This is a genomic window from Pseudarthrobacter scleromae, from assembly GCF_014644515.1.
In the GTDB taxonomy this organism is placed as follows: Bacteria; Actinomycetota; Actinomycetes; order Actinomycetales; family Micrococcaceae; genus Arthrobacter; species Arthrobacter scleromae.
In genome coordinates this window covers 157,580-172,536 of record NZ_BMKV01000002.1, presented here as the reverse complement: position 1 = coordinate 172,536, position 14,957 = coordinate 157,580, and the positions used below count along the sequence as shown (strand labels likewise).

General features: G+C 62.3%; 14 protein-coding genes. 8 read left to right on the top strand and 6 right to left on the bottom strand.

Annotation, left to right across the window (positions count from 1 at the left end):
- Positions 1–22: 22 nt before the first annotated feature.
- The 6 genes from gyrB to dnaA all read right to left on the bottom strand — a co-directional run bounded on the left by gyrB (position 23) and on the right by dnaA (position 8,356).
- Positions 23–2,110, bottom strand: a complete 2,088-nt coding sequence (gene gyrB, locus IEX33_RS05665) for a DNA topoisomerase (ATP-hydrolyzing) subunit B (RefSeq protein WP_104186667.1) — start codon at positions 2,108–2,110, stop codon at positions 23–25.
- 380 nt (positions 2,111–2,490) lie between these two features.
- On the bottom strand, positions 2,491–3,051 hold the full coding sequence (locus IEX33_RS05660; protein ID WP_104186669.1) for a DUF721 domain-containing protein: 561 nt from the start codon (positions 3,049–3,051) through the stop codon (positions 2,491–2,493).
- Complete coding sequence (gene recF, locus IEX33_RS05655) at positions 3,035–4,246, bottom strand: DNA replication/repair protein RecF (RefSeq protein ID WP_188729174.1); 1,212 nt, start codon at positions 4,244–4,246, stop codon at positions 3,035–3,037. Before recF ends, IEX33_RS05660 begins: the two co-directional genes overlap by 17 nt.
- Before the next feature lie 46 nt (positions 4,247–4,292).
- Positions 4,293–5,177: a phosphogluconate dehydrogenase (NAD(+)-dependent, decarboxylating) gene (gene gnd / locus IEX33_RS05650; RefSeq protein ID WP_188728454.1), complete on the bottom strand. Its 885-nt coding sequence runs from the start codon at positions 5,175–5,177 to the stop codon at positions 4,293–4,295.
- A 103-nt stretch (positions 5,178–5,280) separates the two neighbouring features.
- Positions 5,281–6,405, bottom strand: coding sequence for a DNA polymerase III subunit beta (dnaN, locus tag IEX33_RS05645; protein ID WP_174178547.1), 1,125 nt, complete (start codon positions 6,403–6,405; stop codon positions 5,281–5,283).
- 526 nt (positions 6,406–6,931) lie between these two features.
- Positions 6,932–8,356 (bottom strand): chromosomal replication initiator protein DnaA, encoded by a 1,425-nt coding sequence (dnaA, locus tag IEX33_RS05640; protein ID WP_104186677.1) that lies wholly within the window; start codon positions 8,354–8,356, stop codon positions 6,932–6,934.
- 467 nt (positions 8,357–8,823) lie between these two features.
- On the opposite strand from dnaA, the gene rpmH reads away from it, so the two are divergent.
- The 8 genes from rpmH (at position 8,824) to IEX33_RS05600 (ending at position 14,555) form a co-directional block, all read left to right on the top strand.
- Entirely contained in the window at positions 8,824–8,961 is a 138-nt protein-coding gene (gene rpmH / locus IEX33_RS05635) for a 50S ribosomal protein L34 (RefSeq protein WP_003800212.1), read from the top strand.
- 39 nt (positions 8,962–9,000) lie between these two features.
- Positions 9,001–9,411 (top strand): ribonuclease P protein component, encoded by a 411-nt coding sequence (gene rnpA, locus IEX33_RS05630; RefSeq protein ID WP_188728452.1) that lies wholly within the window; start codon positions 9,001–9,003, stop codon positions 9,409–9,411.
- Complete coding sequence (gene yidD / locus IEX33_RS05625; RefSeq protein ID WP_183044481.1) at positions 9,404–9,799, top strand: membrane protein insertion efficiency factor YidD; 396 nt, start codon at positions 9,404–9,406, stop codon at positions 9,797–9,799. The genes rnpA and yidD overlap by 8 nt, the downstream gene beginning before the upstream one ends.
- A gap of 15 nt (positions 9,800–9,814) precedes the next feature.
- Positions 9,815–10,789 carry a membrane protein insertase YidC gene (gene yidC / locus IEX33_RS05620; RefSeq protein WP_104186681.1) on the top strand — a complete coding sequence of 325 codons (975 nt, stop codon included), beginning with the start codon at positions 9,815–9,817 and terminating at the stop codon, positions 10,787–10,789.
- Entirely contained in the window at positions 10,789–11,355 is a 567-nt protein-coding gene (locus IEX33_RS05615) for a Jag family protein (RefSeq protein WP_188728450.1), read from the top strand. The genes yidC and IEX33_RS05615 overlap by 1 nt, the downstream gene beginning before the upstream one ends.
- Before the next feature lie 21 nt (positions 11,356–11,376).
- The gene (rsmG, locus tag IEX33_RS05610) at positions 11,377–12,027 is read left to right on the top strand and encodes a 16S rRNA (guanine(527)-N(7))-methyltransferase RsmG (protein WP_188729172.1); all 651 of its coding nucleotides are present in this window, start codon (positions 11,377–11,379) and stop codon (positions 12,025–12,027) included.
- Positions 12,028–12,116: 89 nt separating this feature from the next.
- Positions 12,117–13,184 (top strand): ParA family protein, encoded by a 1,068-nt coding sequence (locus tag IEX33_RS05605; RefSeq protein WP_308421959.1) that lies wholly within the window; start codon positions 12,117–12,119, stop codon positions 13,182–13,184.
- A 63-nt stretch (positions 13,185–13,247) separates the two neighbouring features.
- Complete coding sequence (locus IEX33_RS05600; protein ID WP_188728448.1) at positions 13,248–14,555, top strand: ParB/RepB/Spo0J family partition protein; 1,308 nt, start codon at positions 13,248–13,250, stop codon at positions 14,553–14,555.
- Positions 14,556–14,957: the final 402 nt, after the last annotated feature.

Sequence of the window (14,957 nt, the reverse complement as noted above, 5' to 3'; positions counted from 1 at the left end):
CGAATATCTACCGGACCGTGTCCTAGATATCGAGGAACCTGACGTCCTTGGCGTTCTGCTGGATGAAGTTGCGGCGCGACTCGACGTCCTCGCCCATAAGGACCGAGAAGATCTGGTCGGCGGCGAGGGCATCGTCCATCGTCACCTGCAGCAGCGTGCGGTGGTCCGGGTCCATGGTGGTGTCCCACAGCTCGGTGTAGTCCATTTCGCCCAGGCCCTTGTAGCGCTGGATGCCGTTGTCCTTGGGAATCCGGCGCCCGGCAGCCTGTCCGGCCACGAGTTTCGCGTCGCGTTCGCGGTCGCTGTACACGTAGTCGTGGGCGGCGTTGGACCACTTGATGCGGTACAGCGGGGGCTGCGCCAGGTAAACGTAGCCGTTCTCGATCAGGGGCCGCATGTAACGGAACAGCAGGGTCATCAGCAGGGTTGTGATGTGCTGGCCGTCCACGTCGGCATCAGCCATCAGGACGATCTTGTGGTAACGAAGCTTGGAGAGGTCGAAGTCCTCGCCGATGCCTGTGCCGAAAGCGGTAATCATGGACTGGACTTCGGCGTTGCCCAGCGCTTTGTCCAAGCGCGCGCGTTCCACGTTCAGGATCTTTCCGCGCAGGGGAAGGATGGCCTGTGTCTCCGGGTTGCGGCCGCGCTTGGCGGAACCGCCGGCGGAGTCGCCCTCCACGATGTAGACCTCGCATTTCTCCGGGTTCTTCGAGGAGCAGTCGGAGAGCTTGCCGGGCATGCCGAAGGATTCCAGCGGGCTCTTGCGGCGGGCATTGTCACGGGCCTTGCGTGCGGCCATCCGTGCCTGCGCCGCGGAGATCGCCTTCCGGATGACGTCGCGGGCAGGGCCCGGGTTGCGCTCCAGCCAGTCGCCCAGGCCGTCGGTGACCACGCGCTGGACAAAGCCCTTGACCTCGGAGTTGCCGAGCTTGGTTTTGGTCTGGCCTTCGAACTGGGGTTCGGCGAGTTTCACGGAGATGACGGCGGTGAGGCCTTCGCGGATGTCATCGCCGGTCAGGTTGTCGTCCTTTTCCTTGATGATTCCCTTTTCGCGCGCGTAGCGGTTGATCAGGGACGTCATCGCGGCCCGGAAGCCCTCTTCGTGGGTGCCGCCCTCATGCGTGTTGATGGTGTTGGCGTAGGTGTGGACGCTTTCGGAGTACGCGTTGGTCCACTGCATCGCCATTTCCAGGGCAATCTTGCGGTCCTTGTCCTCGGTTTCGAAGGCGATGACGTCCTCGTGCACCACGTCGACCTTCTTGCCCGAGTTCAGGTGCTTGACGTAGTCCAGCAGGCCGTCGTCGTACTGGTACACCACGGTGCGGTGTTCTGCGCTGACCTCGCCCTCGGTGACCACGGCGTCCAGGTCCAGGTCGGCGTCGCCGTCCGCTTCAGCGGAAGTGCGCTCGTCCGTGAGCGTGATGCGGAGGCCCTTGTTAAGGAAGGCCATCTGCTGGAAGCGGGCGCGGAGCGTCTCGAAGTCGAACTCGGTCACTTCGAAGATCGCCGGATCCGGGTAGAACGTCTGGGTGGTGCCGGTGCGGTCCGTCTCTTCGCCCTTGACCAGGCTGCCCTGGGGCTTGCCTCCATCCGCGAAGGACATGCGCCAGACGTGGCCCTGGCGCCGGACTTCCGTATCCACGCGGCTGGACAGGGCATTCACGACGGAGATTCCCACGCCGTGGAGCCCGCCCGAGACGGCGTATCCGCCGCCGCCGAACTTTCCGCCGGCGTGCAGGATGGTCATGACCACTTCAACCGTGGGCTTGTGTTCCGTGGGGTGCATGTCCACCGGGATGCCGCGGCCGTCGTCCACAACCTTCACACCGCCGTCGGCCTGAAGGACAACCTCAATGTGTGTGCAGTAGCCGGCCAGTGCCTCGTCCACGGAGTTGTCAACAACTTCATAGACCAGGTGGTGGAGCCCGCGCGGCCCTGTGGAGCCGATGTACATGCCCGGACGTTTCCGGACGGCTTCCAGGCCTTCAAGGACAGTGATGTCGCTGGCGCCATATTCACGCTGCGTCCCTGGCGCGGCCGGGGTGTCAGGCGTACGGGCATCCTCGACTGCGGGTTCAGCTGCCAGAATATCTGTATTGTCGTTAGCCACAGGCGCTGTCGACTCCTCTGTTCTCGATGATGGCCGGCCGAATCCTCCCCGGTTACTGCAAGGAAGTCATCCGCCAACAGGCACAAACTTGTAGCGCCGATGTATGGCTGACGGTGGATCCGCACTCCGCGGGCTTGAAACGCGCGGAAAACGGACCCAGTCAACGTTCACCCGCGCCCAGTTATCTACAACGATTCTACCGTGCAGGCGGCCAATTCCCCGCATTCCAGGGCCTTCCACGGGCGGTGGTGTGCCTGCGGGAGGCCGTTAGCCGCGCCTTGGGCGCACTGGCAGGACGGCCTCCGGGTGCCTATACACCCTCCCGCCCTTTCAGGGCTCTACACGCCGTTACGTCGATTTTCAAGAGTGCGCTGCCGGCACTACCCGTAGGTGTCGCGGGGACCCCGCCCGTTCACGGACCTGCCGCCCTTGCGCCAGCTCGGTGCAGAAGGGCCCAGAACCTGGATGCTCGTGACCACTCCGTCCCCCAGCTCCACCCGGAACTTCTCCAGAAGGCTGGTGCTGAGGAGCCGGAGCTGGGTGGCCCAGGCAGTCGAGTCGCAACGGACGTGGAGGGTGGTGTCGGTAAAGCTCTCGGGAGTGCAGTGGGCCGAAATTTCGGGGCCAACCAAGGTGGCCCATTCGGCCATCACGGATCCGACCGCCACCGGCGACGTCCAGCCGCGCTCCGCCACCAGTCGCCCCACCACCTTGCCAAGGCCGAGGGGATCGCGGCCGCTGGCGTGGAACTGGCTGAAGCCGCGGGTGTCGCGGATGCCTTTTTTGGCTTTGGCAGTGCCCGGGCGGGATGCGGTTCTGCGGATTTCGCCCCGGGCTGCGGCGGCCTCCCGCATCCTGTTCAGGGCAACCTGGGGAGCATCGATGTTGTCGGGGTCGCGGCCGGGCTGAAGCCCGCCGCCTTTTTCACTGTCCCTGCTCATCAATACCTCCCGGGATGACTTTCACCCGCCGTCCGGAGAGCTCTTCCGGGATGTCGGCGTCAACGGCGGCGGTCACCAGGACCTGTTCCGCGCCGGAGACTATTGCGGCCAGTTTACGCCGCCGCTGGACGTCCAGCTCGGCAAAAACGTCGTCCAGGATGAGGATGGGAGCCGAGCCCCCTGTCCGGGTGTCGTCCAGCATCACGTAATAGGAGGCGAGCCGAAGGGACAGGCACATGGACCAGGTTTCGCCATGGGACGCATAGCCCTTGGCCGGTGCCTGGCCCAGGATGAGTTCCAGTTCGTCACGGTGGGGGCCCACCAGCGAGATGCCCCGCTCTATCTCCTTGCGCCGGGAGTCCGAGAAGGCCTTGACATACCGTTCCGCCAGCTGTTCCACGGACAGCTGGCGCAGGTCCTCCACGTCCGCTGCGGCACCCCCGGCAACGGTGCCGGCTGCACGCATCAGCGGGGCGCCGTCGTCGTCCATCTGGTTTTGGAGGCTGGAACGGTAGACGGCGTCGGCGGGTTTGGATGCATCGGTCAGCTCCGCGTAGGCACGGCCCAGGTGCGGCCGCAGCCGTTCCACCAATTCAAGCCGCGCGTGCAGCAGTTCGGCTCCGGCTTTCGCCATGTGCTGGTCCCACACATCCAGGGTCGCCTCATGGGCGGGCGTAAATTTTCCTGCGCGGGCTGATTTGAGCAGCGCATTCCGCTGTTTCAGGACCCGGTCGTAATCGCTGCGGGTGGCGGCGTGGTGCGGGACGAGGCTGGCGAGCAGTTCATCGAGGAAGCGGCGTCGGTTGGAAGGATCGCCCTTCACCAGGGCCAGGTCTTCCGGCGCGAACAGCACCGTCTGGCAGATACCCAGGAGATCGCGTGCCCGCACCGGATTGCTGCGGTTGATGCGCCCGCGGTTTGCCCGTCCCGCATTGATCTCCAGTTCCAGGACAGTAATCTGTTCCCCGCGGACCAGCCTGGCCCGGACCAGCGCACGTTCCGTGCCGAACCGGAGCAGGGGCGCGTCCGAGCTGACGCGGTGTGAGCTGAGCGTGGCCAGGTAGCCGATGGCCTCCATCAGGTTGGTTTTGCCGATGCCGTTGTATCCCACAAGGACAGTGACGCCCGGCTCCAGGGCCAGGTCCACCTGGGCATAACTGCGGAAGTCGGTCAGGGAGAGGTGTTCTAGGTACACGCGGTTTTTCGGCAATTCCGGGAACCTCGCGGCTCCCTGCTGGGTATTACTTGGCGGGACGAGTGGCGTGGCCGCCGAACTGGTGCCGCAGCGCGGACACCATCTTCATGGCCGGGGAGCTGTCCTCGCGGGACTCGAACCGGGCGAACAGCGCCGCAGTGATGGCCGGCGCCGGAATTGCATTGGCAATGGCTTCTTCCACGGTCCACCTGCCCTCACCGGAATCCTCGACGTAGTCGTCGATGTTTTGCAGGCCCGGATCCTCATCGAGGGCTTTGACCAGCAGGTCCAGCAGCCAGGACCGGACCACGGTGCCCTTTTGCCACGCGCGGAACGTTCCGGGCAGGTCACTGATGATGTCCTTGGAAGCCAGCAGCTGGTAGCCCTCGGCATATGCCTGCATCAGGCCGTATTCGATCCCGTTGTGGACCATCTTGGCGTAGTGGCCTGCGCCGATCCCGCCCACGTGGACAAAGCTGTCCGCCCGGTCACCCTCGGGACGCAGGGCGTCGAAGACAGGAAGCGCGCGCTCAATATCGGCCGCGTCGCCGCCGGCCATGAGGCCGTAGCCGTTCTGCAGTCCCCAGACTCCGCCGGAGACTCCGCAGTCCGCGAAGTGGATCCCCTTGGCGGCAAGGAGTTCGCCGTGTTTCTGGTCCTCGGTGAACCGGGAATTGCCACCGTCGATCACCAGGTCACCCTCGTTGAGTTTTTCGCCCAGTTCCTTGATAACGGCGTCGGTGATGTCGCCGGCAGGAACCATGACCCAGATGAGCCGCGGCGTGGGAACTGCAGCCAGGAGCTCATCGATGGAGGCGGCGTCCGTAACGTCCGGGTTGCGGTCGTATCCGGTGACCTCAACGCCGCCATTGCGCAGCCGTTCGCGCATGTTGAACCCCATTTTGCCAAGGCCGATCAGTCCAATGTGCATGGTGGAACTCATTTCTGCGCTAGGGGTCGGGTGTCATCAGGGGATGCCCAACTAGGTAGCAGTAGGTGTCGTTTTGGGCGCCCAAAACGACACTTGGTGCTACTTAGTTGGGGAGGCGGACCGGCATCACCAGGTAGCGGTAGTCGTCCTGGTCTTCGCCGTCGGCGTCTGCCTGGGCTGTGATCATGGCGGGCTTGGGTGCCGTGGTGAAGGAGAACCGGACAAATTTGGTTTCAATCACGCTCAGCCCCTCCACCAGGTAGTGAGGGTTGAAGGCCACGGTGATGTCCTCACCGGAAAGCTGCGCTTCCAGTTCCTCGGACGCCTGGGCGTCCTCTCCGGTGCCGGCGTCCAGGTTTAGCTGGCCCTGCGTGAACGCCAGGCGCACCGGGGTGTTGCGTTCCGCCACGAGGGAGACGCGCCGCACTGCCTCTACGAGTTCCTGGGTCTGCACGGTGGCGTGGATGGGGGTGGAGTCCGGGAACAGCGAGCGGATCTTGGGGTAGTCGCCGTCAACCAGCAGCGAGGTGGTGGTGCGTCCGCCGCTTTCGAAGCCAATCAGCCGGCTCTCGTCATCGGCGAGGGCGAGGTGAATGTCGCCGCTGTTGCCAAGGGTCTTGGCCACTTCGTTCAGGGTCTTGGCCTTGACCAGCGCGCTGGTTGAAATGCCGGGCGTGACCGGCTTCCACGGCACCTCGCGCATGGCCAGACGGTAGCGGTCGGTGGCGAGGAGCGTAATGAGGTCGTCCTCGATCTCCATCCGCACGCCGGTGAGGATGGGCAGGGTGTCATCCTTGCTGGCGGCGATGATCACTTGGGACACCGCCTGGGCAAAGGAGTCGCCGGGAACGGTACCGCTGATGGGCGGAAGCGCGGGAAGCGGCGGGTACTCGGCTTCCGGCATGGTGGCCAGGTGGAAGCTGCTGCGGCGGCAGGTCAGGGTGACTTTGTTGCCGTCCGTTTCGACGTCGACCGGAGCCGACGGCAGGCTGCGGCAGATGTCTGCCAGGAGCCGGCCGGAAACCAGGATGGTGCCCTCGTCCCTGATGTCCGCTGCGATTTCCAGGCGGGCAGAGGTCTCGTAGTCAAAGCTCGAGAGGCTGACGGTGCCGGCTTCGGCTTTCAACAGCAACCCGGACAGGACCGGTACGGGCGGCCGCGGAGACAACGAGCGGGCTGTCCAGGTGACGGCTTCTGCCAGGACGTCCCGATCGACTCTGAACTTCACGGAAGGGTGCCGCCTTTCATTGCTGCTGCGTTGATGTTCCTGAAACGTCCCGCCGGGAGTTCCGAAGAGTTGTTGCCCCGCTCGTGTTCCTGCATGGTCCGTGCTGCCTGAACCACACGAAAACCCGAGGATGGGAGCGCTGCTGACAGCTTAGCCGGAAGATCCGGGATTAACCCATCCCCCCCAAGCCAGCCAGGCCCCTTTGGGCCGCTCGGCCTGGAGAGGTTCGGGAGGGCGGACCGGTCTTGTTGTTTGAGGGATTTCAATTTCTTGGGATTAGTAGTGTTAATAACTGCTGTGGAAACTGTGGATAACTCCCCCTCACCGCGAGATCCGGCGGTTAAGGCCTGTTCATGGACTGTGGGCGGCGGAGGTTTTAAACAGGGTGTGGATGGGGACAACATTTTTCGCGATTTTTCGAATCCACAGGCGCCTTAAGGGTTTTAAGCCCATTAACCGCGGTTGTCCCCTTAAGTATCCACAGGCTTATCCACATGCACCTGTTAATAAGGTATAGAGACGGCGGCTACGAGTCGCGCTGCTGCTGCTTGATCCGGTTGGTCAGCTCCGTCACCTGGTTGTAGATCACACGGCGCTCGGCCATCAGCTCGCGGATCTTCCTATCGGCGTGGATCACGGTGGTGTGGTCGCGGCCGCCAAGCTCCTGGCCAATCTTCGGCAGCGACATGTCCGTCAGTTCACGGCAGAGATACATGGCGATCTGTCGTGCAGTCACCAGGGTCCGGGTGCGCGATTTGCTGCACAGCTCCTCCATGCTCAGCTTGAAGTACTCGGCGGTCTGCTGGAGGATCTGGCTGGACGTGATCTCCTGGGCGCCGTCGTCGGTGATGAGGTCCTTGAGGACCATCTCGGCAAGGGCCACGTCAACGGGCTGGCGGTTAAGGCTGGCGAACGCGGTGACGCGGATCAGTGCGCCTTCGAGCTCACGGATATTGCTTGAGATTTTTGATGCGATGTACTCGAGCGCGTCATCCGGCGCGGACAGGCCTTCGCTGAGCGCCTTCTTGCGGAGGATCGCAATCCGGGTTTCAAGTTCCGGCGGCTGGATGTCGGTGAGGAGGCCCCATTCGAAGCGTGACTTCATGCGGTCCTCGAACCCTGCCAGCAGCTTGGGCGGCTGGTCCGAGGTGATCACTACCTGCTTGTTGTTGTTGTGCAGCGAGTTGAACGTGTGGAAGAACTCCTCGAGCGTCCGGTCCTTGCCTGCGAGGAACTGGATGTCGTCGATGAGCAGTACGTCGACGTTGCGGTAGGTGGTCTTGAAGCTGGCGCCTTCATCGTCGCGGATGGAGTTGATGAAGTCGTTGGTGAACTCTTCCGAATTCACGTAGCGGACGCGGATGCCGCTGTAGAGCCGGCGGGCATAGTGGCCGATTGCGTGCAGGAGGTGCGTTTTTCCGAGTCCGGAGTCGCCGTAGATGAACAGCGGGTTGTACGCCTTCGCGGGTGCTTCAGCCACTGCGACGGCGGCGGCGTGGGCGAAGCGGTTGGACGAACCGATGACGAAGGTATCGAAGACGTACTTCGGGTTCAGCCGGCCGAACTCGTGCGACGTGCTGGGCAGCATCGGCTGCGGCTTCTGCTCGATCAGCTGGTCCGCGGAGAAGGACGGCTCGACGACGACGGGTTCAGGTTCCGTGTGGATGGGCACCAAATCGGTATCGACGTCGATGGCGCAGCGGATGTCATCGGAGAAGACGTTGTGCAGCGCATCATCCAGTGCGTCCTTGACCTGGGTCTGGAGCACTTCGCGGGTCAGCTCGTTGGGGACGGCCACCAGGAGGGTGGAACCGATCAGGCCCTGGGCCTGCGCGAGGATGACAAAGCCCCGCTGACGTGGTGAAACACGGTGGTCCTGTTCCAGCAGGCTGACAACACGCCGCCAGGAACTTCCGACAGTATTGGCGTGGTTGGCTTCGTCTACTGTCATCAATCGGTTCCCTCAAAACTTGCTTTGCCTGCATTGCCTGCAGCCGCAAGTCATGAACCAGGATGGATTCAGCTTCATCCACAGGGTTATGCACAGTCCGTGGATAATCGGCTACTGGGCCACTCTAGGGGATGAAAAGCCTAGAAGATAGCTGGCAAGTAGCTTGTGGATAATTACACCGGTGTGGTTCGGAAAAGGGGGCTGTGAGCCACTTCATCCACAGGTTCCCGGGGCAGGTTAGGCACAGCTGGGGATAGAGGACACAAGGGGTTCCGGTTTGACTCGGGGGCTTAAATTGCCCTAACGTTGTGAAGTCCTTTGTGTCCGCTTTTTGGCCCCATCTGAATCTCTCAGGCGCAGTGCGTTTGGGCAGCCGGGGGAAGCGTGCATATACAAAACTTAGCGTCGGCCAGTTCTTCCCCATACTGATCGGGTGGGCGCACCTTTGATCCACTGGAGTAACTAACGTGAGCAAGCGGACTTTTCAGCCGAATAACCGCCGTCGAGCCAAGAAGCACGGCTTCCGCCTTCGTATGCGTACCCGTGCCGGCCGTGCCATCCTGGCAGCCCGTCGTGGCAAGGGTCGCACCGAGCTGTCGGCCTAAATACTGACTCGTCGGTAGACATTTCTTTGCGAGTTTAAGGTGCTGGCCACCCGTAACCGTTTGAGGACTGCATCCGATTTTTCAACAACTGTACGTTCCGGTGTCCGCAATGGACGCCGGAACGTAGTGTTATATACGGCAGCCATTGCTGCTGACGAACCCAGCCGGATCGGGTTCATCGTTTCCAAGAGTGTAGGGAACGCTGTGGTCAGGAACCTCGTTAAGAGGAGACTGAGAGAAGCAGGTGCTGCCTCGCTGCGCGAGCACGGTACCGGGTTTGCCATAGTGGTCCGGGCGCTTCCCGCGTCCGCAACTGCCAGCTGGGACCAGCTGCTGTCTGATTACAATGCCGCATTGGAATCGACGATGGTCCGGCTGGCCGGCCGCCCCACAAGGGCTGCTGCCAAGGATTCGGCCGGTACAACACAGGAGGGGACACCGCGTGCGTAACGCCACCGCCGTCGTCGTTACTTCTCTCCAACGTGGTGCCGCATCCGTGGGGCTGTTCCTGTGGAACCTGCCCCGGAATATCCTCATTGTTCTTCTCAAGGCCTATCGCAAGGTGATTTCCCCCTTGTACGGCCAGGTGTGCCGGTTCTTCCCCTCCTGCTCGGCCTATGCGCTGGAAGCTGTCACTGTCCATGGCGCTGTCAAGGGAAGCTGGCTCGCTGTCCGGCGCCTTGGCCGCTGCCACCCATGGAACGCCGGCGGTGTGGACCACGTCCCCGCTGGCCATCGGGAATGGCCTGAGCACCAGACCCCCACAATTGTTGTGCTGAACAACCCGGACAAGTACCTGGCTGCTCGGACTGATGGAGAAGGCCGCAGTGCGGCCTGACGAATAGGGATAAGTATGGACTTCTTTGAAACAATCATGTTTCCGTTCAAATGGCTTGTGTCCATCATCATGGTGGGATTCCATGAGGGACTGACTGCCATTGGGCTGCCGGAAGCCTCCGGCTGGACGTGGACGCTGTCCATCATCGGCCTGGTGCTGGTGATCCGTGCCGCCCTGATCCCCGTGTTCGTCAAGCAGATCAAGGCCCAGCGCGGCATGCAGCTGCTGCAGCCCGACCTCAAGAAGCTCCAGGACAAGTACAAGGGCAAGACCGACCAGCTGTCCCGCCAGGCAATGGCGCAGGAACAGATGGCTATGTACAAGAAGCACGGGACCAACCCCTTCTCGGCCTGCCTTCCCATGCTGATCCAGATGCCGTTCTTCTTCGCACTGTTCACAGTGCTGTCCGGCATTTCTACGGCAAGGGACCGCGGCGAGGGCATTGGTGCGATGAGCCACGGCCAGGTGGAACAGTTTGATGACTCCACCATCTTCGGGGCCACGCTTTCCGCGTCCCTCCTGCACGGCGGTGAAGGGAACCTGACCGCCGTCTGGATCCTCTCCATCATCATGATCCTCGCCATGACTGCCTCGCAGTTCATTACGCAGAAGCAGATCATGGCTAAGAACATGTCCGAAGAAGCCATGGCCAGCCCCTTCATGCGCCAGCAGAAGATGATGCTTTACATCCTTCCGATTGTCTTCGGTGTTGGCGGCATCAACTTCCCGATCGGCGTCCTCATCTACTGGACCACCACCAACCTGTGGACCATGGGACAGCAGTTCTTTGTGATCCGCCGCATGCCGACGCCGGGATCCCCCGCCGCAAAGGCCCTCGCCGAACGCCGGGCTGCCAAGGGCCTTCCGGCCCTCCCGATCCTGGGCGGCAAGAAGGATGAGGCAGCCGACGCCGCTGCTGCCGCCGCGGCCGTGGCCCAGGCCAAGGGCCAGCGTATCCAGCCACAACGCAAGAACAGGAAGAAGAAGTAATGTCTGCCGAGAGCACCGAACACGCCCTGTCCGAGGAGATCATTGACGATCAGGACGCGTCCGAGAACGGGGAGGCTTCCCTGACCAAGGCTTCCTCAGCCAGCCGCCTGGAGGAAGAGGGAGACGTGGCAGCGGACTACCTCGAGGAGCTGCTGGACATCGCCGACATCGATGGAGACATCGATATTGAGGTCCGTAACGGACGGACCTACATCTCCATCGTGACCGAGGAAGAGTCAGATGCCCTGGACAGCCTGGTGGGTGAGGACGGCGAAGTCCTCGAGGCCCTCCAGGAACTGACCCGGCTTTCGGTGCTGTCCGCAACCGAGAACCGCTCGCGGCTGGTGCTGGACATCAACGGTTACCGGCAGGAGCGTACCGGCCACCTGCAGAAGGTTGCCGAGGACGCCGCCGCTTCAGTGAAGGAAAGCGGCCAGCCGGTGGCACTTGAGCCGATGAGCGCCTACGAGCGGAAGATCGTCCATGATGCCGTTGCTGACCTGGGACTGGTCAGCGAATCCGAGGGCGAAGGCGCCGGACGCCACATCGTTGTATCCGCCGAGTAGAGAATGGCTGATCCGCTAACCATGGTTGACATTACGCCAGCTGAGCTTTCGGCCGCGGAGAAGATCTTCGGCGACCGGTTGGACCTTGCTAAACGCTATGTTGAACACCTGGCGACCTCCGGCACGGAGCGCGGCCTCATTGGACCGCGGGAGATCCCCCGCCTGTGGAGCCGGCACGTCCTTAACTGCGCCGTCATTGAGAGTGCGATCCCCGAGGGGAGCCACGTCGCCGATGTCGGCAGCGGTGCAGGCCTGCCCGGGCTGTGCCTGGCGATTGCCCGGCCGGACCTGGAGCTGACCCTCATCGAGCCGCTGGAACGCAGGGTGATGTGGCTCCAGGAAGTTGTTGACGACCTGGGCCTGGACAACGTCACAGTCATGCGGACCCGGGCTGAACTGGCCGTGGGGCACGTTGAGGCGGATGTGGTGACGGCCAGGGCTGTTTCGGCCCTCAGTAACCTCGCAGGCCTGACCATTCCGCTTCTTGGCGGCAAGGGCGAAGTAGTGGCCATCAAGGGCCGCAGTGCCGCCGAGGAGATCGAAAAAGCCGCCAAGACCATCCGTAAGCTTGGGGGCGTCGAGACGTCGGTTCTTACGGTTGGTGAGAACCTCCTGGAGGAACCCACCACCGTGGTTCGCATCGTTGTAAACAAGTCCCAAAAGAAGGCCTAGTTCGGGCCCGGTGGCCTAACTCTGGCGGGTCCAGCGGTTAGGCTAGACAACGGCAGCAAATTTGGCTGAACGAGAGTGAGTGTGCCCCAGTGACCAGTAGTGAAGCCTCCACACAACGGATACCCCCGTTTGTGTCTTTGGGGTCAGCACGTTCTGTCGCTGGTCCTATCGCGACCCCCGCCAGAGGCGGGATTCACCCGGAACGGGTTTCGAAGGCCGCCAAGTCAGCAGCCGTTTCACGTGAAACAACTGCTGGCGGTAGATCCAACGTTATTGATGCGATCGACGATTCCAGCCCCATTGCCCGTGAGCTGGCGCATGAAACCAAACGCCGTGAACGCCTGGTAGGCCGCCAGCTGCCGCGTCCTGAGAACACCCGAATCTTCACGGTCTCCAACCAAAAGGGTGGGGTGGGGAAGACCACCACCACCGTGAACATTGCGGCGGCGCTGGCGGCGGCTGGCCTCAATGTCCTGGTGATCGACATCGACCCGCAGGGCAACGCTTCGACCGCCCTGGGGATCGAACATCACGCGGACGTGGACAGCATCTACGATGTCCTGATCAACGACGTACCCCTCGCTGATGTGGTGGCACCGTGCCCGGACATCGGAAACCTGATCTGCGCACCCGCCACCATCCACCTGGCCGGCGCGGAAATTGAGCTGGTGTCCCTCGTGGCCCGTGAGCAGCGGCTCCGGCGAGCCATTGACGTTTATGCCAAAACCCGGGAAAAGAACGGGGAACAGCGGCTTGATTACATCTTCATCGATTGCCCGCCGAGCCTTGGACTGCTGACCGTCAATGCTTTCTGCGCAGCCAACGAGGTACTCATCCCGATCCAGTGCGAGTACTACGCACTTGAAGGACTGAGCCAGCTGCTGAAGAACATCGAGATGATCCAGAAGCACCTGAATGCCGATCTGGTGGTGTCGACGATCCTTTTGACCATGTACGACGGCCGTACCAACCTCGCAGCCCAAGTTGCGGCCGAGGTTCGCCAGCACTTCCCGGATCAGGTCCTCTCTGCCGTGGTTCCGCGCTCGGTGCGCATCTCGGAAGCACCGAGCTACCAGCAGACGGTAATGACGTACGACCCTTCCTCCAGTGGAGCCCTGTCTTATCTGGAAGCCGCTGCTGAAATAGCAGAGCGCTAAAATCTTCAAACTGCAACGACGGGAGCCTGGCAACGCCTGGCTCTACCACTGGAGGGATTACCAATGAGCGAGAAACGACGCGGCCTGGGCCGCGGTCTGGGTGCGCTGATTCCAAGTTCCGCCGCCGCCAACGGGTCGGGTAACGCGACAACCGTCTCGCGTCCGGTAGATCTCTTCTTCCCTGAGGGACGCAAGAAGACGGAGTCTTCAGAGGAGGCCGTCGAGCCCCAGTCGTCGAAGCCCGCAGCAGACAAGCCTTCGGCGGCTACGTCCACCAAGCCCTCCTCAGCAAAGTCCTCCTCAGCTAAATCCAGTACTGCCAAGTCCGCTGCGGGCAAGGGAACAGATGCTGGAAGCCCGGCACCCAAGCCCAGCGCTGCCGCGAAGGCAAAGACCGAGACCGTGGCCACATCGCCCGGCGCAACAGACGATGCCGGTGACACCGAGCAGGAGCCGACGACCGGCATGCCTGAAGCGCCGGCGTCCGCAGATGTGTCCAGCGAGCGATCGGAAACCCCTGTGTGGGATGACGGCGGCGTGGACCTGGTCGAGGTTCCGGGCGTTCGGTTTGCTGAGATTCCGGTTGGCGATATCCACCCCAACCGCAAACAGCCGCGCTCCGTCTTTGATGAAGACGACATGGCGGAGCTTGTCCACTCGGTACGCGAAATCGGTGTCCTCCAGCCAATTGTGGTGCGGAAATCAACCGAAGACGGTAGTGAGCCGTTTGAGCTGGTTATGGGTGAACGCCGGTGGAGGGCAGTACAGGCTGCCGGCCTCGAAACTATCCCCGCGATAGTCCGTGACACGACCGACGATGACCTGCTTCGGGACGCGCTGCTCGAAAACCTGCACCGCAGCCAGCTGAACCCCCTGGAAGAGGCTGCCGCCTACCAGCAGCTCCTTGAGGACTTCGGAACAACTCACGAGCAACTGGCTGACCGCATCGGCCGTTCCCGCCCCCAGGTCTCGAACACCCTGCGGCTGCTCAAGCTGCCCCCGCTGGTGCAGCGCCGTGTAGCAGCCGGCGTTCTCTCGGCAGGCCACGCCCGCGCCCTCCTGGCGCTTCCTGACGCCGCAGCCATGGAGCGACTGGCCCAGAAGATTGTTGCGGAGGGTATGTCGGTTCGTGCCACCGAAGAAGCTGTGACGCTGTACCAGGATCCGGCCAAACCGCCGAAGAACAACATTCCCCGTCCGGGTGCCCGTCATGAGCGGCTCGACTACTTGGCGTCGTCGCTCTCCGACCGGCTTGATACGAACGTCAAGATCTCCCTTGGCGTCCGTAAGGGCAAAGTAAGCATTGAATTCGCGAGCGTCGAAGACCTCAACCGGATTATGGAGGTTTTGGCGCCCGGCCAGACCGGATAGCAGGATGTGTCTAGGTAGGGCCCGATTCACGCCGAATCGGGCCCTAGCTGTATCAGGATCTTCACCCCATTCGACTCGCGCATGACGGCTGCTCGTAAGATTGCGGGAGGTCGTCCAGCCACTGTGTGTTACGGATCCTTTGGACGAGCAGCCTGGGCTGGATGGGGGGAGGCTGCATGGCTGCTGGTTCCGAGTATCGGCCATGCGACGATTCTGAACTGATTGCGCTCGGCAACTTTGTCTTCGGCCGAAACACATGCTGCTGGGTAGCCAACCCAGGGTTTCGGACATCTGGGAGCTGAATAGTGGCCGCATCTAGTCGGGAAAGCGGGCTGGGGCCAAGGAGAGGTCATGACTGGAATGAACGCATCTGCTAGCTTCTGCTCTTAGGCTGATGTTCTA